The sequence below is a fragment of the Streptomyces sp. NBC_00461 genome (genome assembly GCF_036013935.1).
In the GTDB taxonomy this organism is placed as follows: Bacteria; Actinomycetota; Actinomycetes; order Streptomycetales; family Streptomycetaceae; genus Streptomyces.
This window is the reverse complement of the sequence record NZ_CP107902.1, coordinates 5436962-5463821: the sequence shown is the minus strand read 5'-3', so window position 1 is coordinate 5463821 and position 26860 is coordinate 5436962. Positions and strand designations below refer to the sequence as shown.

General features: G+C 69.4%; 23 protein-coding genes. 8 read left to right on the top strand and 15 right to left on the bottom strand.

The genetic code is table 11. The features are described from left to right. The 6 genes from OG870_RS25585 to OG870_RS25560 form a co-directional block, all read right to left on the bottom strand. Positions 1–420: an RRQRL motif-containing zinc-binding protein gene (locus OG870_RS25585; RefSeq protein WP_327691501.1), complete on the bottom strand. Its 420-nt coding sequence runs from the start codon at positions 418–420 to the stop codon at positions 1–3. Beyond that, the gene (locus OG870_RS25580; RefSeq protein WP_327691499.1) at positions 420–1412 is read right to left on the bottom strand and encodes a DUF2637 domain-containing protein; all 993 of its coding nucleotides are present in this window, start codon (positions 1410–1412) and stop codon (positions 420–422) included. Before OG870_RS25580 ends, OG870_RS25585 begins: the two co-directional genes overlap by 1 nt. Then, positions 1409–1696, bottom strand: a complete 288-nt coding sequence (locus OG870_RS25575; RefSeq protein ID WP_327691498.1) for a hypothetical protein — start codon at positions 1694–1696, stop codon at positions 1409–1411. The genes OG870_RS25580 and OG870_RS25575 overlap by 4 nt, the downstream gene beginning before the upstream one ends. A 166-nt stretch (positions 1697–1862) precedes the next feature. Further along, the gene (locus OG870_RS25570; protein WP_327692332.1) at positions 1863–2312 is read right to left on the bottom strand and encodes a transcriptional regulator; all 450 of its coding nucleotides are present in this window, start codon (positions 2310–2312) and stop codon (positions 1863–1865) included. A gap of 5 nt (positions 2313–2317) precedes the next feature. Next, positions 2318–2548, bottom strand: coding sequence for a hypothetical protein (locus OG870_RS25565; protein ID WP_327691497.1), 231 nt, complete (start codon positions 2546–2548; stop codon positions 2318–2320). Positions 2549–2717: 169 nt separating this feature from the next. Beyond that, a complete protein-coding gene (locus tag OG870_RS25560) occupies positions 2718–2891 on the bottom strand; it encodes a hypothetical protein (RefSeq protein WP_327691496.1) in 174 nt (57 codons plus the stop codon). Positions 2892–3333: 442 nt separating this feature from the next. Here OG870_RS25560 and OG870_RS25555 point away from each other — a divergent pair, with 442 nt between their 5' ends. Both OG870_RS25555 and OG870_RS25550 read left to right on the top strand, forming a co-directional pair. Then, positions 3334–3714, top strand: coding sequence for a GntR family transcriptional regulator (locus OG870_RS25555; protein WP_327691495.1), 381 nt, complete (start codon positions 3334–3336; stop codon positions 3712–3714). Positions 3715–3872: 158 nt separating this feature from the next. Beyond that, a complete protein-coding gene (locus tag OG870_RS25550) occupies positions 3873–5120 on the top strand; it encodes an XRE family transcriptional regulator (RefSeq protein WP_327691493.1) in 1248 nt (415 codons plus the stop codon). A gap of 78 nt (positions 5121–5198) precedes the next feature. On the opposite strand, the gene OG870_RS25545 is transcribed toward OG870_RS25550, so the two are convergent. Further along, positions 5199–6863: a P-loop ATPase, Sll1717 family gene (locus OG870_RS25545; protein WP_327691491.1), complete on the bottom strand. Its 1665-nt coding sequence runs from the start codon at positions 6861–6863 to the stop codon at positions 5199–5201. A 1080-nt stretch (positions 6864–7943) separates the two neighbouring features. Between OG870_RS25545 and OG870_RS25540 the strand changes: the two genes are divergently transcribed. Then, the gene (locus OG870_RS25540; RefSeq protein ID WP_405624656.1) at positions 7944–8759 is read left to right on the top strand and encodes a DUF2637 domain-containing protein; all 816 of its coding nucleotides are present in this window, start codon (positions 7944–7946) and stop codon (positions 8757–8759) included. Here the strand turns inward: OG870_RS25540 and OG870_RS25535 are convergent. Together OG870_RS25535 and OG870_RS25530 are read right to left on the bottom strand one after the other, a co-directional pair. Further along, positions 8756–9301, bottom strand: coding sequence for a hypothetical protein (locus tag OG870_RS25535; protein ID WP_266588917.1), 546 nt, complete (start codon positions 9299–9301; stop codon positions 8756–8758). The two genes, OG870_RS25540 and OG870_RS25535, sit on opposite strands and share 4 nt — an antisense overlap. 29 nt (positions 9302–9330) lie before the next feature. After that, positions 9331–11082 (bottom strand): FG-GAP repeat domain-containing protein, encoded by a 1752-nt coding sequence (locus OG870_RS25530; protein WP_266838993.1) that lies wholly within the window; start codon positions 11080–11082, stop codon positions 9331–9333. 1163 nt (positions 11083–12245) lie between these two features. Here OG870_RS25530 and OG870_RS25525 point away from each other — a divergent pair. After that, complete coding sequence (locus tag OG870_RS25525) at positions 12246–16310, top strand: nSTAND1 domain-containing NTPase (RefSeq protein WP_266838995.1); 4065 nt, start codon at positions 12246–12248, stop codon at positions 16308–16310. A gap of 229 nt (positions 16311–16539) precedes the next feature. On the opposite strand, the gene OG870_RS25520 is transcribed toward OG870_RS25525, so the two are convergent. Beyond that, positions 16540–17364: a glycosyltransferase family 2 protein gene (locus OG870_RS25520; RefSeq protein ID WP_266838997.1), complete on the bottom strand. Its 825-nt coding sequence runs from the start codon at positions 17362–17364 to the stop codon at positions 16540–16542. A gap of 100 nt (positions 17365–17464) precedes the next feature. Continuing rightward, positions 17465–17941, bottom strand: a complete 477-nt coding sequence (locus OG870_RS25515; RefSeq protein ID WP_266588909.1) for a hypothetical protein — start codon at positions 17939–17941, stop codon at positions 17465–17467. Between the two features lie 78 nt (positions 17942–18019). Here OG870_RS25515 and OG870_RS25510 point away from each other — a divergent pair, with 78 nt between their 5' ends. Beyond that, positions 18020–18430 (top strand): hypothetical protein, encoded by a 411-nt coding sequence (locus OG870_RS25510; RefSeq protein ID WP_266518719.1) that lies wholly within the window; start codon positions 18020–18022, stop codon positions 18428–18430. Here OG870_RS25510 and OG870_RS25505 read toward each other — a convergent pair. Together OG870_RS25505 and OG870_RS25500 are read right to left on the bottom strand one after the other, a co-directional pair. After that, entirely contained in the window at positions 18369–19127 is a 759-nt protein-coding gene (locus tag OG870_RS25505; RefSeq protein WP_266838999.1) for a TIGR03943 family putative permease subunit, read from the bottom strand. The genes OG870_RS25510 and OG870_RS25505 overlap by 62 nt on opposite strands. Next, entirely contained in the window at positions 19124–20254 is a 1131-nt protein-coding gene (locus tag OG870_RS25500; RefSeq protein WP_405624655.1) for a permease, read from the bottom strand. Before OG870_RS25500 ends, OG870_RS25505 begins: the two co-directional genes overlap by 4 nt. Before the next feature lie 186 nt (positions 20255–20440). On the opposite strand from OG870_RS25500, the gene OG870_RS25495 reads away from it, so the two are divergent. Further along, a complete protein-coding gene (locus OG870_RS25495; protein ID WP_266592416.1) occupies positions 20441–22318 on the top strand; it encodes an NAD-binding protein in 1878 nt (625 codons plus the stop codon). Positions 22319–22470: 152 nt separating this feature from the next. Here the strand turns inward: OG870_RS25495 and OG870_RS25490 are convergent, their stop codons facing one another. Continuing rightward, positions 22471–24297: a S9 family peptidase gene (locus tag OG870_RS25490; RefSeq protein ID WP_327691489.1), complete on the bottom strand. Its 1827-nt coding sequence runs from the start codon at positions 24295–24297 to the stop codon at positions 22471–22473. Between the two features lie 128 nt (positions 24298–24425). Here OG870_RS25490 and OG870_RS25485 point away from each other — a divergent pair, with 128 nt between their 5' ends. Continuing rightward, positions 24426–24794 (top strand): nuclear transport factor 2 family protein, encoded by a 369-nt coding sequence (locus OG870_RS25485; protein ID WP_266518713.1) that lies wholly within the window; start codon positions 24426–24428, stop codon positions 24792–24794. A gap of 44 nt (positions 24795–24838) precedes the next feature. Further along, positions 24839–25618 (top strand): SURF1 family protein, encoded by a 780-nt coding sequence (locus OG870_RS25480; RefSeq protein ID WP_266518711.1) that lies wholly within the window; start codon positions 24839–24841, stop codon positions 25616–25618. Positions 25619–25711: 93 nt separating this feature from the next. Here OG870_RS25480 and OG870_RS25475 read toward each other — a convergent pair whose 3' ends face one another. Continuing rightward, entirely contained in the window at positions 25712–26752 is a 1041-nt protein-coding gene (locus tag OG870_RS25475) for a hypothetical protein (RefSeq protein WP_323178423.1), read from the bottom strand. Positions 26753–26860 lie beyond the last annotated feature (108 nt).

The window sequence follows — 26860 nt, the reverse complement described above, 5'->3', positions numbered from 1 at the left end:
TCAATCCCTCCTCATGGACGCGTGGTTGGCGTTCGTGGTGGCGGGGGTGGTGGTGTCGGGGTAGGCGCACAGCACGCACATGCCGAGCGAGGTCGGCAGGCAGTAGTCGTAGATGACCTGACACTCGGGGCAGGTGCGGCGAGCGAGCATCGCCAGCGCGAGCGCACCGCATCTGCGGGAAGTCATCGGCCGCACGGGCTTGGCCAGGTCGATGAGGTAGAGGTAGGCGACCTGCACTCCCGCCTTGCGGCCCCGGTGGCGGCGCATCACCTGAGCGGCGACCGGCTGACCGCCGGGCCGTAACCCGCGCGCCCGCAATTGCCGACGGGTGGCATAACCGTCCGGGGCGAACCGCCAAGGGAACGTGGGCACTCCGAACTGGACGCCGGACGGGTCGAAGCACTTGCCGTACGCGGCCATCAGGCGGCCACCCCTTCGCCGGTCAATGCGGCGTCGGGGGCCTCTACGGAGTGCACGGCGCGGCTGTCGGCGCGCTCTGCCTTCAACGATTCGCGCAGCGCACGGGCGTTGGTTGCCGAGCAGTGCACTGCGTTGCGGATGCGGTCCGCGGTCAGCACCGTCTCCGTCCATTCCGCGGTGACCGTGCGCGCCTCGGTCAGCAGTTCCTCGAAGGTGCGCTGTGCCTTCGCCTTGGCCTTGGTGGCGGGCTGCCGGCGCGGGCGCGGCTTGGGGTCGGCCGCGGGCGCTGGCGGCTTTGCCGGGGCGGGGGTGGTCTCTTCGGTGGCGGGGGCGAGGTCGCCCATGCGCAGCATCACGCGCTCGCGGCGCGGGGTCTTGGACCGCCACTTGCGGCCGTACTGCTCGCGCAGGTCCGCGCGGGCCAACTGCCGTTCCTTCTCCCGCGCCAGTGCCTCGCTGTAGGAGGTGACCTCCCACAGCGTCATGCGACGCCACAGCGCGAAGGTGGAGGGAAAGGCAAGCAGCCAGCGGGAGAACCGGATCTTCTCCATCCGGCGACCGGTCGCCGCGCCGATGCGGACCGCGTAGACGTGCGCGCCGATCTCGGAGAACACGACCCACAGCAGCGGCATGGTGCCGTGTGCGACCTTGGCGGACAGGGAGTGTCCGGCCGCGATATTCAGCCCGCACGTGATCAGCGTCAGCAGCCATGGCACGAACCGCACCCACGCGAGCGCCATATCCATGCGGATCAGCAGCAGGTTGGCGACGGTGAACACCGGGATGGCCACGTCGATACCGACCGGCAGCATCCACGGCGAGTGGAAGCCCCAGCTCACCGCGGCGGCGGACACCGCGTCGAAGGAGGAAATCAGACCCAGCGCGCCGACCGCGGCAGCAGCGAACGCGCCGACTCCGGCAAGTCCCAGCTCCGGGCGGGTCAGCGGCGGCACACCGGGCGCGGGCGCCTCGGGGGCGGGGACGGTGGTCATGCCGCAACCCCCTTGCGCGCCGTGCGACGCCGGGCGGGACGGACCAGGGGGACGACGTCGAACAGGTCCGGGTTCTCCTCAATGACCTGCGCGGCGATGCGGACCAGGTCGTCGGGAAGCTCGGGGTTGTCGGCGAGGATGTCGCGCGCCGCGTCCTCGCGAGCCGCGCGCTCTTCGTCCGTCTCGCCCGCGACCCCGAGCCACAGCTCAACCGGGGTGCCGAGCGCGAGTTCCGCGAAGTCCTGGGCAGAGATGGCCTGTTGGCGGCCAATGTACGTACGCATGAAAGCTCCTGAAGTGGGAGGGACTGAGAGCCGGAGCAGCCGCAGGCGTGTTGGTGAGACGGCGGTTGCTCCGGAAGATCCCGAGCCGCAGCGCGGCGAGGGAAAGTGCCCCGGGCCGGATTCGATCCGGCGCCCTCACGGCGGGATGCCGGGGCGGTGATGCGGGTCAGACGGTGGCGATGATGAGCGCGGCGACCAGAAGCCAAAGATGGTGGAAGGACTGGTCAAGCGCGTACGCGCCGGTGCCGATGTGCGGGTTGTCGTCGTGGCCGGTGCGCGGGGTGCCGAGCCGGTAGAACTCGCCCTTGCCGGTCACCTTGGCCAGCCACGCGAGCGTGGTGCGCCGGTCAGCCCACCAGTGTGTGACCGCGTCGATGCCGAGCCCGGCGACGATGCCGAGCACGGACAGGCGCAGGTCCAGCAGCCAGACGACCGGCAGCAGGACGACGGCCTTGGTGGCGGTGAGGGTGGCGACGTGCCGGGCGTCGGCGAGGCGGCCGACCCAGCCAGGGCGGCCCTTGTGTGCGGACTGGTGAGAGGTCTGCACCCAGTGGTCGCCCACGCTGTGGGCGACGTACAGGGCGATGAACACAGCGGCGAAGGTGGCAGCGTCCACGGCGGTCACCGGCTCTCGTCGCGGGCCTGAACGAGCTGAATGGCCAGCCGAGCGAAGTGGGCAACGGCGTCGAAGTCCGCGAACGTCACGCCGTGGATCTCGGTCGCCTGGATCATGTCGCGCAGGACCGAGGCGGCGTCGGCCATCTGAGCAGGGGTCGGGCGGTGGCTCGGGGCGAACTCCAGCGCGGCCGACCCGATGCGGCGACCGATGTCGTTGAGGTCGTTCTGGTTCACTACTGCTCCTCAGTCGGAGGGATACGAGCCGGGCAGCCGTAGGCGCGTGGTGAGACGACAGCTACTCCGGAAGCCCCACACCGCAGTGCGGCAGGGGAAAGCGCCCCGACCGGGAGTCGAACCCGGCCTGCGACCATCGAGGCGGAAGTACGGAAGATCGGGTAACCGATCAGCGGCCGAGGTGCCACCAGATCAGTGCGCATGTCGCACCGGTGCGGTCGGTGACGCGGCCGGATGCCGACTCGTCGGCGCGGGCGGTGCGGATAGTGGTCAGGTGCTGCACGAACGCGACGACCGCGGTCCCGGCGAGCGTGCCCAGCACGGCAATGAGCGTTGCAATCACGCGAACTCCCAAGAGACGAAGGGGTGTTCCGGCTCCCCACGCCCTCGCCCGTACGGCGCGCAAGCGGCCGGACGGGCGAGGGAGGCAGCCAGCCGCAGCGCCACACGGGCGTTGCGGAACGGAGAGACATGCGCGGTCACAGCCGCGCGGCCGTCTTTTCGACTCGGGGAGACGGGGCCCACCTATGCAGTTCTCAAGGGACGATCAGCAAGGGGCCCGCGGCGTGCGACCGAAGTCGCCTTCCGACCGCCGCGAGCGGCAGTCATACGGGCAATCCCGAACCAGTTCATGCAGGTCAAGCACTTGCGAGGCACAGCCGGTGAAGCCCTTCCGGGCTCACCGTGCTGCCATGTAACAGCATGTACTAGCACGCACCACGGCGCAAGTGGACGCCACAGATTCGTGCTAGGTCGTACTAGTGGTGGGTACGCTCGATGGCGTGATGAGCGCTGAAATCTCGAAAGATGACCCGAGACCGGAGTCCGAGCAGGCGGCCGACATCCTGCGGCAAGAGATCTTGTGTGGCGACATCAAGCCGGGGGCCCACGTGGGCTCCGTGCGAGACTTGGCCACACGGTTCAAGATCTCGGGGATGACGGTGCAGCGAGCCCTTGCGCTCCTGCGTGAGGACGGGCTCATTCTGACCACGTCGCGCGGCAGCTACGCCCGCGATCCGCAGCAAGCCGCCGAAGCCAGCGAAGGTGACGCTGGTATCGACTTTCCCGAAGTCCTGCGTCGCCTCGAACATCTCACCTCCCAAGTCTCGGAACTTCGCGGCAGGCTCGAAGCGCTCGAAAGCCGCTCCGCGCCGGGTGGTACGTGATCTGCAACCAGCATGCGGGGAACGGGAGTTGAGAGGTAAGTGACAGCCAGGGGACGGAAGATCGGAGGAGGGGACATGTCCGGTGACACCCGCCTGTCACCTTCCCTGTCCCCCCGGCTCGCGCGCGAGACTCGGAGCAGGCACTCGGAGGAGGGCGCATGAACGACGACAGGCCCGCATGGGCGCGGCGCATCGCTGCCGAACGGGCGGCCCGCGACTGGTCGCAGCGTGACGCCGTAAGGGCGCTGCGGGGGCACGCTCCTACAGAGCTGCCCGCGGAAGACAGCATGATTCGCCAGTGGAAGCGCTGGGAGTCAGGCCAGATGCCGAACGACTTCTATCAACCGATCATCGCAGCCGTTTTCGGCACCGTGACGCACGCACTCTTCCCGGCGCCTTCCCGGCGGGACGGAGACACGGAGATTCTGGCAGCGTCCGGCATGGAGACGCTGGAGATCGTGAGTCGCCTCAACCGGTCTGACGTCGACAACGCCACGCTTGATGCACTGCGGATCACGGCGGACCGGCTCGCCTCGGAATACCCGTTCATGCCGAGCGAACAGCTCCTTATCGAGGGGCGGCAGTGGCTTCGTCGTGTCGTAGAACTACACACGAAGAGCCTCACGCTCGCGCAGCACCGCGAAGTTCTCGCACTGTCCGGTTGGCTTGCGCTTCTGGTCGGCTGTGTCGAGTACGACACAGGCGCCCGCCACGCAGCCGAGTCGACGCGACAGGCCGCGCTCTCGCTCGCGACCGAGGCTGACCACGCGGAGGTCGCCGGGTGGGCACACGAGATGCGGGCCTGGTTCGCTCTCACGACTGGCGACTACCGCGGCGTCATCGCGGCGGCGCGGGCCGGAGCCGAGACAGCGCAGCACCACGGCGTGGCCGTGCAGCTCGCAGCCCAGGAGGCCAAGGCGTGGGCGCGGATCGGGGACCGCCGGCAGGTCGAAGTGGCGTTGGACAAGGGGCGGCGGTTGCTCGAAGGGATGCCGTATCCCGAGAACCTGGACAACCACTTCGTGGTGGACCCGGCCAAGTTCGACTTCTACGCGATGGACTGCTATCGCCTGGTCGGTGAGGACAAGCTCGCGCGCACACTCGCCGAAGAGGTGCTGAGGGCAGGAACGGACTTTGACGGCATCGAGCGCTCGCCCATGCGCAACGCTGAAGCCCGCGTCACGCTAGGCGTCACAGCGGCGCGTGAAGGCGACTTGGAGCAGGCACTCATCATGGGCGAGCGGGCCCTCGAAGGTGACCGGCAGTCGGTGCCGTCGCTCATCATGACCAGCCGCGAACTCGCTGCCGAGATGCGGCGCCGGTACAGCTCCGAACCGGCGGCACAGGACTACCTCGGACGACTTCACTCGCTCGCTGAGCAGAAGCCCGGATTCATGCCTCGGTAAATCAAAGAAAACACGAAATTCAGCGTCGCTTATTGCCCATGCCGCACGGCAATAGCAGCGTAGAGAGTCACACCGTGCTCAGCCGCTCTGACGGAGACTATCCACTCTTACATCCAATGCAGCCTGGAATGCGGGGTGGATTGTGAAACCGTCTGCAGCTTCTAGGTTACTGACTCTTTCCGCAAAGTCGGGAAACATGCGAACATAGCGAACGGTGCTTTGTCTACCCGTCGTACACCCCACGAATCCAATATTGTAGAGGAGCGCGAGTAGAGGACCGTACCAGCCGACCCAACTTGCTGCCGGGTTATTCCACATGTTTGAAGTCATGTAGTCTAGCCACTCTGTGCCGCGAAAGTACGGATCAGCTAGTAGTAGAGCAGCGTCGTCAATGCGCCGCGTGAATTCCTCCTTGGACATTGGAACTACTGCTCCCGCAAATATCGCGAAGACCCTGTCAATGTCAGGGTAAGTCATCTTCCATTCGTCGCGTAGCGCCAGGAGTCTTTTGTACGAGTAAGAGTCCTCGGCGTTTTTGATGTCTTCCCAGGATGTCCTGCCGCTGCCCGCAGATATCGCGAATGTCTCATTCACGAAGGCGATGATGTCGCGCGGCCGCATCAGGGTTCGGGCGAGCATGTAATCAAAAGCGTCACCGCGTGCGGTGTTGACGCGTGGAAGCACGTCGGATATGGAGTTAACTGGTACGCCGTGCTTCTTTGTCGCAACGCGAAGTCTGCTGCTGACGAGGTCGCGCAATTCTGCCGGGCCCCATCGCATATGGAGAGATAGGGAGCGGAATTTCTCTTCCTGTCCACCTGTTCTGTGCCCGAAGTCTAGGTTCTCGAAGATGTTCGTGCGGAGCGCGACGATGACTTTGAGGTTCTTCACGCGGTGCAGGTCAAGCACGGCCCGGAAGAGGCACCGGATTAGAGCATTCGATATTTTCTCATCCACCCAGTCACGGTCCAGGTCGTCAATGACCACGTAGGTGAAGTTCTGACGACTGTCGAGGATGTCCTCGTCGAGAACCTTTATCATTTTGTTTAGGCGCGCCATCTGAGTTTCATTGACGATGCGCTGAAATCGCTCCGTGAGTTCCCGACGGGTTTCGGTGGCGAAAGTGTCCGCAGTCCCCGACCCTACGGTGGCTGACGCATTTGCCACCTGATTGCTGGCTAGGCCGAAGGTTCCTTTAGTCTCGCTATTTATTTTTTCTTCGAATTTTTCTGTGATCTCCCGAACACGCTCATCCGCTTCCACCCAGAATCGATCTTGGAAGTCCTCCAAGTAGTCGAGCGCAACGCGTTTTCCGGGATCTCTTTTGATCTTCTCTCGCAGCGTCGTAAGGAAGTTCATTTTGGCTGCATAGGAATCGACCTTGTACCTATGACGTATCAGTTCGACGAGCAGAACATGCTTCCAAAGCGCAATGAAAAGGGGGTCAAGGCTGACATCCAACTCATCCAAATACCGCATCACGCCAAGACTCGTAATGTAGCCCAGTGAAAGGTCCTCAGGGGCCACCCTTACGACGTGGTCGGGATGTTCTTCTTCTAGTCGCTGCAGAAGGGCGGATTTGCCTCCACCGGTGCGTGCAATGACGAAACAACGAGGATCTTCCCGCGATGACACTGTCCTGTAATCATCGGATTCATAGAAGGCTTCCATCAAAAGCGGATCGGCCTCGGCCTGTTCTCCGCCGATGCTGAAGTTGGTTCCGCGCGCACCACTTGACGCCATACAGTCCCCCCAGACGTGACGAAGGCCATACTATAACCCCTTGCGCTTGTAGACGGGAGTCTGTCGTCGAGGTTTAGACCTTGCACTCATGCCAACCAGCCGCTGGGTCGTGGCTACGGCGCCTGAACATGCCGTCGAGATGCAGGGGCAATCGGCCACAGCGTGAGAAGTCCACTGGAGCCAGCTCCTAGCCACGAACTGCCCCGAGAGCGGATGTCCGGGGGCCAAACAGGGGGCCAAACGAAGCGACCGAGTCAAGACGGTCCTGGACGATGGTGGACTATCCCGGAGCCAAACCAACAGGTCAGCACCACCAAGCCAAGGCCACAGAGAGCCCTATCGCGTTCGGGACGAAGAGGTCGTGGGTTCAAATCCCGCCACCCCGACGCCAGTCAGAGGGCCAATCGCGTGATCGCGATTGGCCCTCTGTCGTGCTCGGGGGCCAAACAGGGACCGACCGAAGCCCTCGCTGTGGCGCCGGGGTCTGTGCGCTGCACGATCCCGGAAGGATCCTTCTCGATGTGGCGCTCGCGGTCGCCGATCGTGATCGACTGAGCGATGCCGCGACGGCCGAGCCCGAAGTCCCCTGAAGATGCCGCCGGGCCCCATCCGTGAGCGGCGAGCTGTTCCTTCTTTCCGAAAAAAGCTCAAAGGACAAACCTTTCGACTCTTTAGCCATTGAACGCAGCCCGGTTGGCTCTAATTATTAATTCCCTCTCTAAAAATTTCACCAAATTGCCTCACTCGTTTGCCGCGCATCTGGAGAAGCGCGGCATGCGTTAGCGGACTATGACGAAAGCAAGGCTCTTTCCCTCGCCCCACTCGGGAGCGACGGCAGAGAATCTTCCCGCGACCCGTGCTGTGGTGGTAGGGCGATACATCTTCACGCCCGCCGCGGCGTACTCATCGCCCGATGCCCGCGGCACCCTGCATGTAGACGGTGCGAAGGTCGAACTGCGGGTCACTGAGCCGCTGCTCAGTGACCTCCTGACCCTGCTGGATACGACCCAGGAGGAACTCAGCCGGCGTTGGAACAGTCAGGGGCGTTCCGATTGCCACGCATCCCGCGCGTAACGAGGGGTGGATTTCGTGAATCACGATTATCCGGATCATTGGTTCGCCCCGCAAAGTCGGTATCCCGGTACGTACACCGACGAACAGTCGACCGATTGGCATAGGGGCGCTTCCGACACGCTGCGTTCGATGTCACCCCCGCAGGAGAACTGGGACCCGGTCGAGGAACTCACCCACCTTTTGCAGGATGTCGCGACGGCAGAGCAGGGGGCTGCCGCCCGGCCCCCTCGTAGCAAGCCGTCCTCTGGCGCCGACGCCGACGATGCGATGGACAACCTGGTACAACTCACTGCTGAGTTGCCACCCATCCGGCGCTTCTCTGCCGGGCATCGGAAGGTACGTTCTCGCAAACTGCGCTTCACGTGGCTGCAGACTGTCAGCTTCGTGATCGCCGCCTTGGCGGCCGCCATCGTGTCGATGGTGAGCGTCTTCGGCGGAATGGTGGCCTACTCACCTCTGCAGCACGTCGCGCCGGGTGCACGGGGCGCCACGACTTACGCCTGGCCTCTTCTGATCTATGGCCCCTGGATGGTGGCCTCACTGTCCATCCTGCGGACCGCCCTGCACCAACGCCGTGCCGTGCACTCCTGGTTCGTCGTTCTGCTGTTTTCCTCCCTCGCGATGATCCTCTGTATGGCCGAGGCCGAGAGGACGTTCACGAGTGTCGCCGCGGCCGCCTTGCCGGCCGTCGCCTCCCTGGCCTGCTTCCAACAACTGGTCCGTCAGATCACGCTGACCCGCCCTCCGCGCCAGCGAGCCTCCCGTCGCCGGCAGCACCACGCCAGGAGACCTCCGGAGTCCCAGAAAGCCAAGAGCAGCTAGCCTCGCTGTTTCTTGCTGCGCCGGTGCCGGGCGACGGCGAATGCTCCGACCGCCAGGACGGCGCCGCCGCCGACGGCCGCGAGGGTGGTGGTGCTCTTCGCGGACGATCCGGATGCCTGATCGCAGTGCGAGCCGCCCCCGGCGATGGTGATGGTCGTATGCGTCTGCTTCGCGGTGAGCCCGGATCCTTCGTGGTGTCCGGCGATGTCGACGGGATAGCTGCCCGGCTTGATGCCGCAACGGATCGCGCCTTCGCCCTGGCCGTAGCTGTTCTTCTGCATGGTCACCTTGACGGGGTGCGCGAACGCCCCAGAGGTCACTGTGAAGCCGCCGTTGTCACCCACGGCCAGGGACGTCAGGTCAACGCCTGAGGTGACCTCGACGGGCGCGCCCGGCTGGAGGGGCCCGTCGGGGGTGCTGTCGCTGTCTGTGGGGGCGAGGCTGACGGCGAGGCCCGGATCATCGGCTGCGTGGGCTCCGGGGGCAGTTGCCAGACCGAGGGCGGTCGCGGTGAGGACGATGCCGGCTACGCGCAGGTACATCGGTGCTGCCTCGCCTTCCTGGACGGTGATCAGCTGGCCTTCGGCGGGACGAGTACGTGTTCGCGGCCGAGGGTCGTCGTGGTGTCGGTGTAGAGGGTGGTCTCGCCGTCGGACCAGCGCACGAGCAGGTCGTTGGGGTCCCCGGGTGTGTAGGCGCCGGCGGTCATGACGGTGGCGTGGGTCCACAGCTTGTTAGAGGACTTCAGCTTGATCTCCGTTCCCACGCCGGAGGCGGAGGAGTCGCGGTAGAGGGTCAGTTCGCCGTCGGACCAGCGGACGATGACGTCCCAGTTGGCGCCTCCGGTGAAGTTTCCCGCGGCGAGGACGGTGGCGTGGCGCCAGGTGTCGTTAGGGGACTTCAGCTTGTTCTCGTGGAGGAATCCGCGGCTGTCGACATCGGTGTAGAGGGTGGTTTCGCCGTCGGCCCAGCGGACCATGAGGTCGTCGGTCCACTGGTTGGCGCTGTAGCGGCCGGCGGTGATCTGGACGGCGTCCTTCCAGGTGCTGCCGGGCTTTGCCATCTGGGTTTCGTTGGCGAAGCCGCCGTTGCCGTCTCCGGTGTAGAGGGTGACTTCGCCGTCCGACCAGACCACCATGAGGTCGGAGACGTTGTCGCCGTTGAAGTCTCCGCCGGCGATGGTCTTGGCGTGGGTCCAGGTCGAGGACTTCGCGATCCGGCGTTCGCCGGAGAAGCCGCCGTTGCCGTTTCCGATGTACAGGGTGACTTCGCCGTCCGACCAGATGGCGATCATGTCGGTCCTGCCGTCGCCGGTGTAGTCACCGGAGGCGGTCTTCATGGCGTGCTGCCACACGCCTCCGCCGGTGGGGTACATGCTGTAACCGCGCGGGTACTGGCGGGGGGTGGTGTTCCTCTTCGCGGCATCGTAGATCTCGAAGGCCCGCTGGTCGTACGTGGCGGCGAACGAGATGCGGTCGCTGTTGTTCTCCAGGCCGCCGCCGAAGTAGCCGCCGAGGTTGCCGATGACGGTTCCGCTGCCGGTCCTCTCGTTCAGGCCGGTGATCCAGGGGCTTCCGGAGGTGCCCCCGTAGAAGCCGCCGCAGTCCATGCGCATCTGGTGGTAGCCGGGCAACTGGCGGGTGCCGATACCGGCGCAGATGAAGGGCCGGTTCTTCGGGTTGTGGCTGCCGGGGTAGCCGATGACGGTGACGTTCTGCTTGTACTGGCCGTTCACCTTGCCGAGCTTGAGCGCTGCGCCGACAGCCTTCTGCACATTCTGGCCTCGCTTGTTGTCGGCGACCCGAGCGAAGGCGTAGTCGAAGTCGGAGTAGGCATCGCGGGTGGGGTGGCCGTCGGCCTGGTACCAGCGTGCGTCGCGGATCCACCGCTGGACCGCGAACCGGCCGTAGGGCGCGGGGTTCGTCGCGGCGCCGTCGTAGCGGGGCACGAACATGCCCTTGGAGCCGCCGGAGCAGTGCGCGGCGGTCAGGATGACGTTGCCCTGCGGGCTGTCGACGACGCTCGCGGAGCAGAAACGTCCCATGAGCTTGTCGGTGGCCGGGTCCGTCACGTAGTGGAAAAACGTTCCTACCGTGGGGACACCCGCGAAGTAGCTGCCGTTCCTAGCCGCAGCCGCCCCGTTGACGGTGGATGCGGGTCTCCAGCCGGCCGGGGCCCCGCCGCGGGGGCTGTCCGGGGTGGCCTGGGCCATCCGCTGGGGGGTCCAGAACTTCTCGGCCGCCGCACTCGTCCATGCTTCTGCCGGGCTCGCGTCGTGCGCGGTCGTGGTGCGGGCGGGGGACGCGCTGACGGGGCTGGACACGGTCGGCACCGTACGGGTGGTGGCGTAGGAACGCGGGGTGTGCGCGGAGGCGGGAGACGCCGTCGCAAGGACGAGCGTGGAGGCCGCTATCGCGGCACATATACCGAACGTGTCACCACGGGTGGGTAGTTGCACGGCTTCCTCATCTGTGAACACGTCTGCGGTTTGGGGGGCAGCGGGAAGCGCCGGCCTGAGTGCGGCCGGCGTTTTCTCCCGTGACGGGGACACGGGAGGGTGGGCGGGCACCGGACCGTCCCTGCGCGCGCACCGCGACGAGGCCGGAAGCCTGCCCAAGGCTGGATGGGGGAATCTATCCTCCGAGTGGCCACCTGGCTCATGCGGGGTGCGGCCTGGCGCGTGGGGCCCCTATCGGCACGAGCGTCTTGCTTGTTGGTGGGGAGGGTCGCCAGGAACGCGGACCGGTCGGCACACGGGTTCTGCAGGTTCTGCAAGTTCTGCAGGCGCACGTCCCGGAGACGGCTGGCCCGACGGCGACTCGGGTAGAACGTTTCGATTGGCAAACACAGCCGAGCACACTGGGCGGGGCGACCCGGGTGCGCCCGGTGGCGGGGCCCTCGTCGTGGGCGGCTCCGGCAGGCAGAAGCCACGCCCGGGTCCCGAACTCGTATCGGGAAGTCCTGTGAAGATCACGCCGTCACCGGGCAGGTGCGCCCGAGCCGGACGAGAAGGTTCCCCGACGGCGAACGGCTCCCGGGCGGGCACCGGCGCCTGATCCTGCCCCGTCCTCCTGCCCCGTGCCCCCGCCCCAGCGCTCCTGCCAGTTCCCGGCGCGCTCCCGCCCCGCGCCCCGCGTGGTTCGGCTCCGGTCCCTCCCCTCGTGGGGACCGGTGCCGAACGTTGCGGGGCGGGCTGTCGGCCTCAGGCCATGAGACCGGCGCCGCCGTCTCGTGGATCCTGTGGAAGCTGACCGAGAACGTTCGGCGTCATGGACTGTTTCCACGTGCGCTGAGCTGACGGCCTGCGCTGACGGCCCGCACTGACGGTGCGGGGTGGTTCGCCCTGCGCCGTGATCCTGCCAGCCGTGGCTCCCCGTGAGGAGATTCCGGGTCCGGTCCGGAGACTTAATTCCCAGGTCAGCCATATAAAGTGAGTTTTCCGGTCCGGATGTCCATCCGGAGGTCCAAGCGCGGGGGAAGTAAGGGGTGGGGGCCTTGAGTTCCCCTTCAGGGGCGCGTAACGCCTTCGCGGAGCGGCTCGCGCTGCTGTACAAGGAGGCCGGCAACCCTCCCCTCGCGCGCGTGGCCGAGGCGGTCGTGCAGCTTCAGCGGGTGGACGAGCGGGGGCGGCCCGTACGGGTGTCCGCCCAGCGGATCAGTGACTGGCGGCGGGCCAAGAACGTGCCCGCGCAGTTCGCCGCACTCGCCGCGGTGCTGCACGTGCTGATACCCCAGGCCCGGCGTTCGCGTCCGGCGCCGGTGTCGGCCGGGCTGTATGACATGGGCCAGTGGCAGCGCCTGTGGGAGCGCGCCGTGGCCGACCCCGCCGGTGACCGTCCGGCGGCGACCGCCGACGTGGAGGAACGATCCTCGGACGAGGCGCCGACCGCGCCCGGCGTGTGCCCGTACCGGGGGCTGGCCTCCTATCGGCAGGAGGACGCCCGCTGGTTCTTCGGCCGGGAGCGCAGCACGGGCGCCCTCGTCGACCAGCTCCGGGCGGCGGAGAGGACGGGCGGGCTGGTCATGCTCGTCGGCGCCTCGGGCGCGGGGAAGTCCTCCCTGCTGAACGCCGGTCTGGTGACCGCCCTGCACAACGGCGCGCTCAGCGACGACGACAGCCGGCCGAGGGGTGTGGTGCAGCTCGTGCCGGGGGCCGATCCCGTCGGGGAGCTGACCCGGCGGATCCCCGAACTCGTACCCCTCGCCCCTGTCGTGCCCGCGGCCGGGGACAGGGTGCCGGCGGGCTCGGGAGCAAAGCACGCGGAAGCAAAGCACGCGGGGGAAGGAGAGCCCGGTACTCCGCAGTTCGCGCGTGCCGTCCGGGGGGCCGTCGCCACGTGGGCGCGGCGCGAGGCGCCCTCCGCCGAGCGGCCCGTCGTCATCGTGGACCAGTTCGAGGAGGCCTTCACCCTCTGTGCCGACGAGGCGAGCCGGCGTGCGTTCGTGCAGATCCTGCACGCCGCGTGCTCGCCCGCGGGACCGGACGAGGCGGCGCCCGTGCTTGTGGTCCTCGGCATCCGCGCCGACTTCTACGAGCAGTGCCTGAGGTATCCCGAGCTGGCCGACGCGCTGCAGCACCGGCACATGGTGCTGGGGCCGTTGAGCACGGCGGAGCTGCGCGAGGCGGTGACCGGGCCGGCCAAGGCCGTGGGGCTGGAGCTCGAACCGGGCCTCGCGGAACTGATCGTCCGGGAGGTCAGCACCGACGGGCCCCGTGGGACGCACGACGCCGGTGTGCTGCCGCTGCTCTCCCACGCGCTCCTCGCCACCTGGCAGCGGCGGAAGGCGGGGCGGCTGACGCTGGCCGGCTACCGGGCCGCGGGCGGGATCCAGGGCGCGGTGGCCGCGACCGCCGAGCGGGCCTGGTCGAGTCTCGATCCGCCGGCCCGTACGGCCGCCAGGCTGCTGCTGCTGCGGCTGGTCCGGCTGGGCGAGGACACCCAGGCCACCCGTCGGCGAGGCACACGGCGTCAGCTGGCGGAGGAGTCGACGGATCCCGGCAAGACGGAGGAGTCGCTGGAGGCGCTGGTCCGCGCCCGGCTGGTGACGCTCGACGCGGAGACCGTGGAGATCACCCATGAGGCGCTGCTGCATGCCTGGCCGCGCCTGCGCGACTGGATCGACGAGGACCGCAACGACCATCTGCTGCGCCAGCAGCTGGAGGAGGACGGCCGGGCCTGGGAGGGCTCGGCCCGTGACTCGTCGATGCTGTACCGGGGTTCCCGTCTGGAGCAGGCCCGCAGTTGGGCGAAGTCGGCCGGTGACACCTTCCTGACCCGCAGCGCGGTGGAGTTCCTGGCCGCAGCGGTACGGCTGCGGAGGCGCACGCTCGTGATGCGGCGCGGTGCGGTGTCAGCGCTGGTGGTGCTGTCGATGCTGGCCGTCGGCGCGGCGGTGCTCGCGTGGCAGCAGCGCAACGACGCGGTGTTCGAACAGGTGGTCGCCGAGGCCGACCGCGTCCAGTACACCGACCCCTCGCTCTCCGCCCAACTCGACCTGGTGGCCCATGACCTGCGGCCGGGTGACGCGGCCACGAACAACCGGCTGATCTCGATCGTGAACGCGCCGCTGGCCACACCGCTGCTCGGCCACACCGGCGCCGTCTACCTCACCTCGTTCAGTCCCAACGGCAAGGTCCTGGCCACCGCCAGCTACGACCGGACGGTCCGCCTGTGGGACGTCAGCGACCGCTCGCGCCCGAAACCGCTGGGCACGCCGCTCACCGGCCACACGAGCTGGGTGAGCACCGCCGTCTTCAGCCCGGACGGCCGCACCCTCGCCAGCGCCGGCGACGACGGCACCATCCGGCTGTGGGACGTACGGGATCCCGGCCACCCGAGGCCGCTCGGTACGCCCCTGACCGGCCACACCGGCACGATCTACCTGCTCGCCTTCAGCCCGGACGGACGGACCCTGGCCTCCGCCGGCGAGGACCACACCGTACGTCTGTGGGACATGAGCACGAGCCGTCCCACATCGCTCGGCGCCCTCACCGGTCACACGGCCGCCGTGCGCTCGGTGGCCTTCAGCTCCGACGGGCGCCTGCTCGCGGCCGGGAGCGACGACGACACGATCCGGCTGTGGAACACGGCCGATCCACACCGTGCGAAGCCGATCGACGCCGTGCTGAAGGGTCACACGGACACGGTGCACTCGGTGGCCTTCAGCCCGGACGGGCACACCCTCGCCAGTGGCAGCGCGGACGACACCATCCGGCTCTGGGACGTCACCGATCCGCGGCGCGCAGGGCAGCTCGGCGCGCCGCTCACCGGCCACACCGGTCCCGTGTGGTCCGTGGCCTTCAGCCCCGGCGGCAGCATGCTCGCCGCGGGCAGCGCGGACAGTACGGCGAGTCTGTGGAACGTCAGCGATCCCGCCTATCCCTCGCAGGTCGGCGAGCCGCTCGCGGGAAGCAGCGGCGAGATGTACGCGGTCGGCTTCAGCCCCGACGGCCGCACCCTGGCCACCGGCAGCGGCGACAGCAAGGTCCGTCTGTGGTCGGTGCCGACGGCCGACATGGTCGGCCGCAGCGGAGCGTTCCGCCCGGACGGGCGGGTGCTCGCCACGACCGCGAGCGACGGACGGATCCGGCTGTGGGACGTACGGCATCCCGGCCGGCCCAGGGCGCTGAACAAGCCGTTCAAGCCCGGGAGCGGCGGTGACGGTGCGCTGGCGTTCTCCCCCGACGGCCACACCCTCGCGGTGCTGACGGCGAGCCGCACGGTGTATCTGTGGAATGTCGGCGACCCGGCGAAGCCGGTCCCCTACGGCCCGCCCATCGTCCTTCAGACCCGGTTCATGGGGCCGGACGCGCTGGCGTTCAGCCAGGACGGGCGGACGCTCGCCACCGCGTACACCGACCGCGCGCTCCAGCTGTGGAACGTCGGCGACCCCTCGCACGTCGTGCCGTACGGCGCGCCGCTCGCCGGCCACAAGGGCTACATCAACGCCCTCGCGTTCAGCCCGGACGGGCACACCCTCGCCAGCGGCAGCGCGGACGGCACCATCCGGCTCTGGGATATCACCGACCCACGCCGCACCACCCCGCTCGGCACTCCCCTCACGGGTCACTCCGGTCCGGTCAACTCGCTCGCCTACAGCCGGGACGGCCACACCCTGGCCAGCGGCAGCGACGACGACACGGTCCGGCTGTGGAACGTCGCCGACCCGGTCAGGGCGACCGGGCTGAGCAGGCCGCTGACCGGCCACACCGAAGCGGTCGCGTCGCTCACCTTCAACCAGGACGGCCACATCCTGGCCAGCGGCGGCAACGACAACACGGTCCGGCTGTGGAACGTCGCCGACTCCTCCGAGGCCGCCCCGATCGGGCAGTCGATGAGCCCCAACGCCAAGACCGGCAACTTCCTGTCGTTCAGTCCCACGAGCAACATGCTGGGAGTCTCCAGCGGCGCCGACACCGTCCGGCTGTGGAACCTGGACCCCGACGACGCCATCCGGCACATCTGCTCGACCACGCGGGACGTCCTGACACCGGAGAAGTGGCACGAATATCTGCCGCGGCTCTCGTACAAACCTCCGTGCGGCCAGTAGAACGCACGGTGTTCGAGGATGGCCGGAATCACCAACTGCGGTGCGCCACCTGCGCGTTGACCGTTATGGACCACATGATCTCAGCCACGACCACGAGCCGCGGCCGGGCCATCGGCTCCCGCGGCGGCCGCGGCCTTGTTAGGCTGGGCCGCAGCCCGATCGCTGGTGCATCCCCCGTCGCCAGCGGTCGGGCCTTCGTACGCCCCGCAGCGCCCGTCTCTCCGGTGGATCACCGGCCGCCGCGGAGTTCGCGGAGGGCGGTGACGAGCGCCTCGGCCTCCGGCTCGATCGCGAGGCCGGCCCAGGCGTGCAGGGCCTTGGTGTGCTCCTCGATCAACGACATCCGGGCTTCCCATTCCGCCCCGGCCCGGTGGTTCGGGTGCGTGGTGATCTGCCCCGGGTGCTTGCGGTACATGAGGCCGGTGTCGCCGGTGAACCATCCGTCCGCCAGAGCGTCGAGTCCGAGCAGAAGTCCCGTGTCACCGGAGGCCGGCAGGGCCATCCACCCGCCCAGCAGCGCCAGCAGAGGGCGCCGCACACACAGCGTGGCGGGGTGGATCCCGGGCCGGCGATGCTCGGCCCAGAACGCGTACGCGCTCCCTCTCGGGAGCCGGCCGGGTTCCGGATCGCCGTCGAAGGAGACGGTGCTGCCGTCATCGAGGAGGTCGAGCACCCGGGACGTGGTCCAGCCCACCGCGGGGTGCTCCTCCAGCACGGCGATGTCGCGCGCGAGAGCTTTGGCGGTGAGCTGGTCGTCGGCGTCCAGGTTCCGCACGTAGACCCCCGTCGACCGGGCGAACGCCAAGGTCCGCGCCACGTGTGGGCCGCCGCGCCGGGATGCCGAGATCCGGATGCGCGGATCGTCCGCCGGAAGATGCGCGGAGCTCTGCACGTCGTCTCCGTCCTCCTGCACACACCACTCCCATGACCATCCGTCAGGAAGGTCCTGGGAGCGAAGAGATGTGTACGCCTCCGGGAGGAACCTCACGCCCTCTCCGTGCACCGGCGTGACAACCGAGACGATCTTGTTCTTGCGGGCCTCTCCGGGACTCATGGCGAAAGCTTACGAAGTGATCGCGAACATGTTCCGGCAGGGCTGGGCGGGCGGGCGGCGGATGCCAGTGCCGCGGCAGGCACCGGTCGAGAAGGCGCGGCTAGCGGCTGCCGCCGGCGGCGGCGAGCCAGTGAGCGATCCTGCGTACGGTGGTCTCGTCGAGGTGGTCGACGATCTCCTGTACGGCGGTCAGGTCGTCCGGCGCGAGGTCGTAGACACCGGCCTTGCTCAGCCCGGCCAGGAGCACCTGCTGCCGGCGGCTGTTCATGCGTTCCGTGAGTCTGCTCGGTTCCCCAGGAGCGACGGACGGCGCCTGCGGTGCCGTATCGGCGGGGGCCGCGGTCGACACGTCGTAGCGCTGCCACGCACCGTCCTCCGGACCCCAGAGGCTGACCGCGAGGTCGCCGCCGCGTGCTCGCACGGTGTGGGCCATCTCGCCGAGCGCGTACTGCACGGGCGCGCGGTGGGGCGACTCGGCGCACACCTGCCAGGACGCCGAGGAGGGCTGGTAGAACTGCGCGACCCAGCGTGGCGTCCCGGTCGGCTGCGGACTCCGGGGACGTGTCGTCGTCTCCACTGCGTTCACCCCTTCATGACCCTTCCGGAAGCTGCGCGGCAGGGGGACGATAACTGACGGTCAGTCAGATATCCAGGGATGCATGCGAAGACTCCCGCCGGGCGGACAGCGGGCGCCCTGCGCCTATCCGCCCGTCCCCTCGACGCGCTCTCCGCGAGCGCACCCGACGCCGCACCCGACCCCGCGGCCGACGCCCGCTGTGCGCGTAACGCCGCCGCCGCGGCCGCACTTGCCGCACAGGTCGCTCACTCGGCCGACGGCAGCGAGGCCGCACTCCGGGCGTTGCGAGCCGCCCTCGCCGATTCTCAGGCCGCCGCGGTCGCGGCCGGCGGACCGGCGCCGGGCAGGGACCCGTCCCTGAACTCCGCCGCCGACGACGCCGAGGAGCCGGCCGTCGCCGCGGCGCGCGAGGCCGGGTGGACGGTCGTCAGTTGTTCCACGACTCGTCGTACGGATCCTTCGGCGTCGCCACCGGTGTCGCCGCCGTGACCTGGAGATAGGGGATCGGCCCGTTGTTGACGGGGTCCTTGGTCCGCCTGGCGGTGTACGTCCCGGTCACTTCCAGCCACTTGTCCGGTTGCAGCACCGGGGGGATCTTGCCGGTCAGGGCGATCTTCACCGGCTGGGCGTCCGCCGCACAGCAGTTGAGAGCCATGCGGACCAGGTAGGGGTGGCCGGCCTTGTCCAAGGCGACGAAGCCCGTGATCTCGATCGGGCGGCCCGCTATCAGGCGGCCGTGGTCGTAGACCGCGCGGGTCGCGTAGTCGACCACGTTGAGGCGGAGCGGGCCGGTGGCGGGCAGCTTGTTGTAGCCGTACGGCTGCTGCAGCGCCGTACCGGTGCGCATCGCGCTGTACGAGCCGAGGGCCGGCGGGGCGACCAGGATGAGGGCGAGGAGAGGGAGGACGAGGAGCCAGGAGACGCGGGGTTCACGGTGGACGTGACCGTGACCGTGACCGTGCCCGTCCTCCGGATCGACGCCTCTGTTCCCCTCCCCCGTCCCCTTCCGCTCCCGCCACTCGTACCAGACCGTCGCCAGCGCCGCCGCGATCAGCACCCCGCCCGACAGCAGCAACAGCGGCTGCAGGCCCGCCTTGACGTAGCGCAGGTACAGGTTGGTGAAGCCCGCGTGCAGCAGGGCCGCACCGATGAGGAACAGGACCGCGGCCTGTGCCTGGCGGTTCACAGGAGCACCGCCCCGGTCAGGACGGCGCCCGCGATCGCGAGGGCGAAGGTGGCGGGGGCGAAGCGCAGGGCGAAGCCGCGGCCGAACGTGCCCGCCTGCATCGCGAACAGCTTCAGGTCGATCATCGGGCCGACGACCAGGAACGCCAGCTTGGCCGTGAGCGAGAACTGGGTGAGTGACGCCGCCACGAACGCGTCCGCCTCCGAACAGATGGACAGGAGTACGGCGAGGACGGCCAGCGCCAGGATCGCCACCAGCGGGTTGTCCGCCGCCGTGCGCAGCCAGCTCGCCGGGGCGACGGCCTTGAGCGTCGCGGCGGCCATCGCGCCGATGACCAGGAAGCCGCCCGCGTGCATCACGTCGTGCCGGACCGAGCCCCAGAAGGCGGCGCCCTTGCTCCGGCCCTCGTAGTGCGGGCGCTCCGGCGGGCGCAGCCAGTCGGTGCGGCCGAGGCGTTGCCACAGCCAGCCCATCACGCACGCCACCAGCAGGCTGCCGACGAACCGGGCGAGGACCATCTCCGGGTTGCGCGGGAAGGCGACCGCGGTCGCCGTCAGCACGATCGGGTTGATCGCCGGGGCGGAGAGGAGGAAGGCGAGGGCGGCGGCCGGGGTGACACCCCGGCGCACGAGCGCGCCCGCCACCGGCACCGACGCGCACTCGCAGCCCGGCAGCACCGCGCCCGCCAGCCCGGCGACCGGAACCGCCAGCGCGGGCCGCTTCGGCAGGGCGCGGGCGAAGAACGACGCCGGGACGAACACGGCGATCGCCGCCGAGAGCAGCACACCGAGGACGAGGAAGGGCAGCGCCTGCACGAGCACGGCCACGAACACCGTCATCCAGCTCTGCATGACGGGTGCGGACAGCGCGCTGCGGATCGGGCCCTGCAGCAGCACCAGCACGAGCAGCAGCATGGTCAGGACGAGCGGCGACTTCGATTCACGCCCCCCGTCGGCCGCCTGCTCATCCGGCTTTCCCGGCTTCTCGGGCTCCTCCGACTTCTCGGACCTTTCGGGCTTCTCTGGCTTCTCCGCCGTGTTCTTCTGCCCCGGTTTCCCGGGCTCCGGTTCGTGGCCCAGCGGCTCATGGCTGTCCGCCCCCGTAGGGGCTGCTTTGGTGATGGCCACGGGCGAGGTACCTCCGGTGGTGCGGCGGGGCGCTGGCTCCCTCCCCCTCAATACGGTGGAGAAGGGGCGATCGTTCAGTGACTCCCTTCGGCTGTTTGTGGAACCTATCCTCCCGGTGAGGCAGTCTTCTCCCTCGTGGCGAGCGTTCCGAATCAAAGTCAGCCGGGCGGCGACGGGTCCGCGCACATGGTGGTGTGCGGCGACGACGGACTGGCGCATCGATTGGCCGCCGAACTCCGAGGTGTCTACGGCGAACAGGTCACGCTCGTCGTACCGCCCGCCGACCGCGGTGTACGACCGCCGGTGGTCGGACGCGCGCGGGCTACGACGGCTGCGCTGCTCGACCGCGTGGTGAACGCGACCGTCAACCGGGCGAACGGCGCCGCCGCCGAACCCGTGGGAAACGCCCAGCTCGTGGAGGCCGCCGAGGCGACCGAGGAGGCACTCGGCGCGGCAGGAGTGGAGCGGGCGACCGCGCTGGCGCTCGTGTACGACGACGACGAGACCAACATCCGCGCCGCCCTCACCGCCCGCCGGCTCAACCCCCGGCTGCGGCTGGTCCTGCGGCTGTACAACCGGCGGCTCGGCCAGCACATCGAGGAACTCCTCGACCAGGCGGCCGCGTTGGCGACGGGCGACGGCGAGTCCTCCGGCGGCGACGCCTCCACCACCGTACTGTCCGACGCCGACACGGCCGCGCCCGCGCTGGCCGCCACCGCCGTCGCCGGCACCAGCAAGGTCGTACAGACCGACGGGCTGCTGCTGCGGGCGGTGGAACGGACGCCACGGGCCGGGCAGGTGGCCGAACCGGGCCTGGCCACGCTGGCACTGCTGTCCGCGGAAGGGGCCGAGCACGGCGAGGAGCACGGACCGGAGCTGCTGCCCGACGCGGCGGCGGCCCGGGCCGCGACCGGCCGCGGGACCGTCGTACTGGAACAGGTGTCGTACACCGGGCCCGAACTGCCGTCCGCGCGCGGGGGCGTTGTCTTCGCGTCGCTGTTCTCGCGGCGGCTGCGCTGGTCGCTGGCCGGCATGATCGCGTGTGTGCTCGCGCTCGCGGTGGCGTTGTGGCTGGTGACGGGGATACATCCGCTGAGCGCCTTCTATCTGACGCTGCTCGACCTCTTCGCCATCGACGATCCCGCCATCGGTGCGTCCGTCGGGCGGCAGATCCTGCAACTCCTCTCCGGGCTCACCGGATTGCTGCTGCTGCCGGTGCTGCTGGCCGCGGTGCTGGAGGCGCTCGGCACCTTCCGGACCGCGTCCGCGCTGCGGAAGCCGCCCCGGGGGCTGGGCGGTCATGTGGTCCTCCTCGGGCTCGGCAAGATCGGTACGCGGGTGCTGACCCGGCTGCGGGAGCTGAACATCCCCGTGGTGTGCGTCGAGTCCGACCCCGACGCGCGCGGGCTGGCCACGGCGCGGCGGCTGCGGGTGCCTGTGGTGCTCGGGGACGTCACCCAGGAGGGCGTCCTGGAGGCCGCCAAGATCCACCGCGCGCACGCGCTGCTCGCGGTGACCAGCGCGGACACCACCAACCTGGAGGCCGCGCTGTACGCACGGTCCGTGCGGCCGGATCTACGGGTCGTGCTGCGGCTGTACGACGACGACTTCGCGACCGCCGTCTACCGGACGCTGCGGGCCGCCCATCCACGGGCGTCCACCCGGAGCCGCAGCGTGTCCCACCTGGCGGCGCCCGCCTTCGCCGGGGCGATGATGGGGCGGCAGATCCTGGGGGCGATTCCGGTGGAGCGGCGGGTGCTGCTGTTCGCCGCCGTGGACGTGGGTGGGCATCCGCAGCTGGAGGGGAAGACGGTCGCTGAGGCGTTCCGGGCGGGAGCGTGGCGGGTGTTGGCGCTCGACACGAAGGCCTCCGGCGGGCGGCGGGAGGAACCTGCCGCGGAGGAGGCGTACGAGGATGTTCGGTCGGTGGCCGGGGCCGGGCTGGTGTGGGATCTACCGGATACGTATGTGCTGCGGGGGTCGGATCGGGTGGTACTGGCGGCTACGCGGCGGGGGTTGGCGGAGCTGCTGGGGAGGCGCCCGAGGGAGCGGGCCGGAGCGTGACGGTGCCCTGTGCAGGGGCTTGACGGTGCCCTGTGCAGGGGCGGGCGTTGCTGGGGGCTGCCGCCCCCAGACCCCGCTTTTGGCCTGAACGGCCTCGTCCTCAAACGCCGGACGGGCTGAAAATAGCCACCCGGCGCCGAAGACCCGGCCTCTTATGCGGCCCCACCCCCCAAGTACCGTTCCGCGAAGTCCAGTTCCAGCCGCACCTGCTTGATCCGCTCGTCCACCACCAGCGAACCGTGTCCCGCGTCGTACCGGTACACCTCGTGGGCCGCGTCGCGTGCCTGGAGGCGTTCGACGTAGTTCTCGATCTGGCGGATGGGGCAGCGGGGGTCGTTGACTCCGGCCGAGATGTAGACCGGCACCTTGACCTGGTCGACGTAGGTGAGGGGGGACGAGGCCTCGAAGCGCTCCGGGACCTCCTCTGGGGTGCCGCCGAGCAGGGTGCGGTCCATGGCCTTCAGGGCTTCCATCTCGTCGTGGTACGCCGTGACGTAGTCGGCGACCGGGACCGCCGCGATGCCCAGGGTCCACGCGTCCGGCTGGACGCCGAGGCCGAGGAGGGTGAGGTAGCCGCCCCAGGAACCGCCGGTCAGGACGAGCCGGTCGGGATCCGCCAGGCCGGAGCTGACCGCCCATTCACGGACCGCCGCGATGTCCTCCAGCTCGATCAGGCCCACCCGGTGCTTCAGTGCGTCGGTCCAGGCGCGGCCGTAGCCCGTGGAGCCGCGGTAGTTGACGCGGACCACCGCGTACCCGTGGTCGACCCAGGCCGCCGGGCCCGCCGCGAACGCGTCGCTGTCGTGCCAGGTGGGGCCGCCGTGGATGTCGAAGACCGTCGGCAACGGGCCCGTCGCGTCGGCAGGCTTGTGGACCAGGGCGTGGATGCGGCCGCCGGGGCCGTCCACCCACACGTCCTGAACCGGCACCGAGCCCGGGGACTTCAAGCCGGGCGGGTCGAGGACGACCTCGCCCGTCGTCGAGCGGACCGCCGACGGCTCGGCCGCCGAGGACCAGAGGTACTCCACGCTGCCGTCGGGGCGGGGTGTGGCGCCGGAGACCGAGCCGGGCGGGGTGGGGATCCTGTCCAGGGTGCGGCTCGCCAGGTCGTACCGGAACAGCTCGCTGCGGGCCTCGAAGCCGTGCGCGATGAGCAGGCCCGTGCCGTCCGGGTACCACTCGGCGCTCACGTCGCCGGGCAGGTCGAGCGCCAGGTCGGTCTCCTCGCCCGTGGCCACGTCCCACACCAGGGGCTCCCAGCGGCCGCGGCGCTGGTGGCCGATGAGCAGGCGGGTGTCGCCGTCGACGGGGGCGAAGCCCAGGACCTCCAGGCCCAGTTCCTCCTTGCCTCCCTCGGTGTCGTCCAGCTCGGCGACCGCCGTGCCGTCGGCCCGCAGGACGCGCAGCGCGGAGTGCATCGCGTCGCCGTGCTCCGTGTGCTCGATCGCGATCAGCGAACCGTCGCGCGAGAGGTCGCCGACGCCCGCCGACTCGCGGTGGCGGTAGATCTCCACCGGGTCCTCGCCCCCGCGAGCGAGGTGGATCGTCGTGCCCTCCTCGTCCGTGGAGCGGCCGACGATCGCCGTACGGCCGTCCCTGCCGAGGGCCAGGCCCGACGGGTACGAGGCTTCCAGACCGGGCACCGCGGGCTCGTCCGGGCCACCGTCGAAGGGCTGTCTGCGCCAGACGCCGAACTCGTCGCCGTCCTTGTCGTCGAACCACCAGATCCACGCGCCGTCCGGGGTGAGCACGCCGTCCGTCGTCCCGTTGGGCCGGTCCGTCACCTGGCGCTGGCCGCCCGTCGCCCGGTCCCAGGCGTACAGCTCGTACGTCCCCGTCGCGTTCGACACGAACAGGGAACGCTCGGGCGCGTCCTCCGCCCAGTCCGGCAGCGACACCCGTGGTGCTCGGAAGCGCTTCTCCCAGTCCGGCATCTCCTCGTTCCGCTCCGGCGCAGCGGACCCGTTGCTCTCAGTCATGGCCCCATAGTGCCTGCTCGCGGTGACAATGCGCCGACGGGATCCTCAGCCTGTGGACAACTTCTACCGGTCCCTTACCCGTACCGGCCCGGGGCCGGTTGTCAGTGGCGGGGTGCAGACTTCCCGGCATGACCGATCTGCGCAAGACAGTCGAGAGGTTCTGGGCGGCCGCCGAGTCCCGGGACTGGACCGCGTTCGCCGACACCCTGGCCGAGGACGTCGTCTACACCCTGCCGCAGACACGCGAGAAAATCACCGGCAGGCAGAGGTACGTGCAGTTCAACCGGGAGTACCCGGGCGACTGGCATCTGCGGGTCGAGCGCATCGTCGCCGAGCCCGGACAGGTGGTCACCTGGGTCCACTTCACGGTCGGACTGGAGGAGATGTACGGGATCTCGTTCTTCTCCGGGGACGGGCGGATCACGTCCATAACCGACTTCTGGCCCGAGCCCTACGAGCCCCCGGCCGGCCGGGACCACCTCACCGAGCGGTTCTGACCCCGCGGCCAGGCCCTGCGCGGCAGCCCCGTACCTTGGATGGCGTGTACCGGTTTCTGCTGACGCGCCGCTGGTGGGGGATCAACGTCTTCGTGCTGCTCGCCATCCCCTTCTGCATCTTCATGGGGTCGTGGCAGCTGAGCCGGTTCGAGGACCGTGTGCAGGACCACCGTGACGCGACCGAGCAGGTCACGACCGACCGGCACGAGACGGCCCGTCCCCTCGGGGAGCTGCTGCCCGTGGACAAGGCGACGTCCGGCAGGCAGATCACCGCGACCGGACGCTACGGCAAGCAGTTGCTCGTCCCCGGCCGCGAACTCGACGACAGGCGCGGCTATTACGTCCTGACACTGCTGCGCACCGACGGCGGCAAGGCGCTGCCGGTGGTGCGGGGTTGGCTGCCGGGTTCCGCCGACACCGCCAAGGCGCCCGCCGCACCCACCGGTGAGGTCACCGTCACGGGTGCGCTGCAGGCCTCCGAGACGCCGGGGGACAACGGGGTGAGTGCCCAGGGCGGGCTGCCGGCCGGTCAGACCGCGGCGATCAGCTCGGCGTCCCTGGTGAACCTCGTGCCGTACGACGTGTACGACGCGTGGGTCACACTGGACAAGGCCGACGCCGGGATGACGGCCGTGCCTGCGACGGCGCCCGCGGACTCCGGCCTCGACCTGAAGGCCTTCCAGAACCTCGGCTACACCGGCGAGTGGTTCGTCTTCGCCGGGTTCGTGGTGTTCATGTGGTTCCGGTTGCTGCGCCGCGAGGTCGAGTTCGCCCGGGACGCGGAAATGGGGCTCGTGACGGAGGAGGAACGGGTCACCGTCTGACGCCTGCCGGCATCAGAACGGGACACCTCTGACGCCGCTCGGCATCATCGGGCCTCCAGCACGCCCCTGCGCGGTGCCCCTACGGCCGGAAGGTCACGCCCCGGCCAGCAGCCCGGTGTAGTACACCGTCCCCGAGCACGCGTTGGGCACCGTCGCCGACACCGTGGGCGACCCCGCCTCGCTCGTGTGGGACACGGTCACGCTGCCGTCCGCCGTGCCGTCCGCCGCCAGCATCTGAGTCGTCACACCGCTGTCGGTGCCGGTGGTGCCGGACGTGGTGCCGGTCTCCTCGGTCGGGCTCGGGCTCGCGGTGGGCCCGCCGTCGCCGCCGCCGTCACCGCTGCCCGTGGTGGGACAGGTCGCCGAGGGCACCCAGGCGAACTTCACCTCGTACGCCGCGCCCGGCTGCAGCTGCAGTCCCGTGACCTCGGTGGAGGGGTCGGGCAGACCTGCCGCGGCGTCTCCGGACACATGGCGCTGCGTGACGATCTTGGTGGCGTCCGCGGCGCCCTGCGCCAGGGTGCTCACCGACCCGGGGCCGCCCACGGCGCAGACGGTGGTGGAGATGTTGACGACGCGGAAGGTGCCGTAGACCGTGTTCGCGGAATCGGGGGCGTCGACGGACTGGGTGGGCGAGCCGAGCTGTTCGGCCGTGCAGACGGGGACGCCCGCCGCGCTGGTGGCAGCGGGGCCGGTGCCCGCGCTGCTGCCCGGGCCGGTACCGGTGCCCTTGCCCTTGCCGTCGCCCTTCGGGCTGCCCTTGCCGTGGTCCTCGGCCTTGCCGGAGTTGCCCCCGGCGGTGCTCTCATTGCCGTCCGCGTCTTTTCCCTGCCCTGCGCCGCCCTGCGCCTGTGAGGCCTGGCCGGCGACGGACGGGTTGACGTCGGAGCCGATGGCGTTCGAGACGTGCAGCAGGGCCGGGACGGCGGTGCCGATGAACAGGGCGGCGGCCGCCATGCCGACGACGGCCTGCCGCTTCCGGGCGCGCCGTGCGGGTACGGCCCGCCGCAGGTGGTCGAGCGTGCCGTCGCGCGGCTCGACCGTCTGCACCGCCTGGTGCAGCATCCTGCGCAGAGCCAGCTCGTCCGAGTCGAGCCCGTCGTCGGGGCTCTGGTCGTCGGGGCCGTGGTTCACAGTTCCGTTCCCAGCGTGCGTTGTCCTGTGGTCTTGCTCGTGCCCTCGCGTCGGTTCATGCCATGCGAAGGGCTCATGACGCTCGTGGGAGTCACGTCCCGCGCCGTC

Bases quoted from the DNA above. Each gene is read 5' to 3' on its own strand.
- OG870_RS25585 (WP_327691501.1), bottom strand. From the start codon at position 420: ATGGCCGCGTACGGCAAGTGCTTCGACCCGTCCGGCGTCCAGTTCGGA.
- OG870_RS25580 (WP_327691499.1), bottom strand. From the start codon at position 1,412: ATGACCACCGTCCCCGCCCCCGAGGCGCCCGCGCCCGGTGTGCCGCCG.
- OG870_RS25575 (WP_327691498.1), bottom strand. From the start codon at position 1,696: ATGCGTACGTACATTGGCCGCCAACAGGCCATCTCTGCCCAGGACTTC.
- OG870_RS25555 (WP_327691495.1), top strand. From the start codon at position 3,334: ATGAGCGCTGAAATCTCGAAAGATGACCCGAGACCGGAGTCCGAGCAG.
- OG870_RS25550 (WP_327691493.1), top strand. From the start codon at position 3,873: ATGAACGACGACAGGCCCGCATGGGCGCGGCGCATCGCTGCCGAACGG.
- OG870_RS25545 (WP_327691491.1), bottom strand. From the start codon at position 6,863: ATGGCGTCAAGTGGTGCGCGCGGAACCAACTTCAGCATCGGCGGAGAA.
- OG870_RS25535 (WP_266588917.1), bottom strand. From the start codon at position 9,301: ATGTACCTGCGCGTAGCCGGCATCGTCCTCACCGCGACCGCCCTCGGT.
- OG870_RS25520 (WP_266838997.1), bottom strand. From the start codon at position 17,364: ATGAGTCCCGGAGAGGCCCGCAAGAACAAGATCGTCTCGGTTGTCACG.
- OG870_RS25510 (WP_266518719.1), top strand. From the start codon at position 18,020: ATGCATGCGAAGACTCCCGCCGGGCGGACAGCGGGCGCCCTGCGCCTA.
- OG870_RS25495 (WP_266592416.1), top strand. From the start codon at position 20,441: ATGGTGGTGTGCGGCGACGACGGACTGGCGCATCGATTGGCCGCCGAA.
- OG870_RS25490 (WP_327691489.1), bottom strand. From the start codon at position 24,297: ATGACTGAGAGCAACGGGTCCGCTGCGCCGGAGCGGAACGAGGAGATG.
- OG870_RS25485 (WP_266518713.1), top strand. From the start codon at position 24,426: ATGACCGATCTGCGCAAGACAGTCGAGAGGTTCTGGGCGGCCGCCGAG.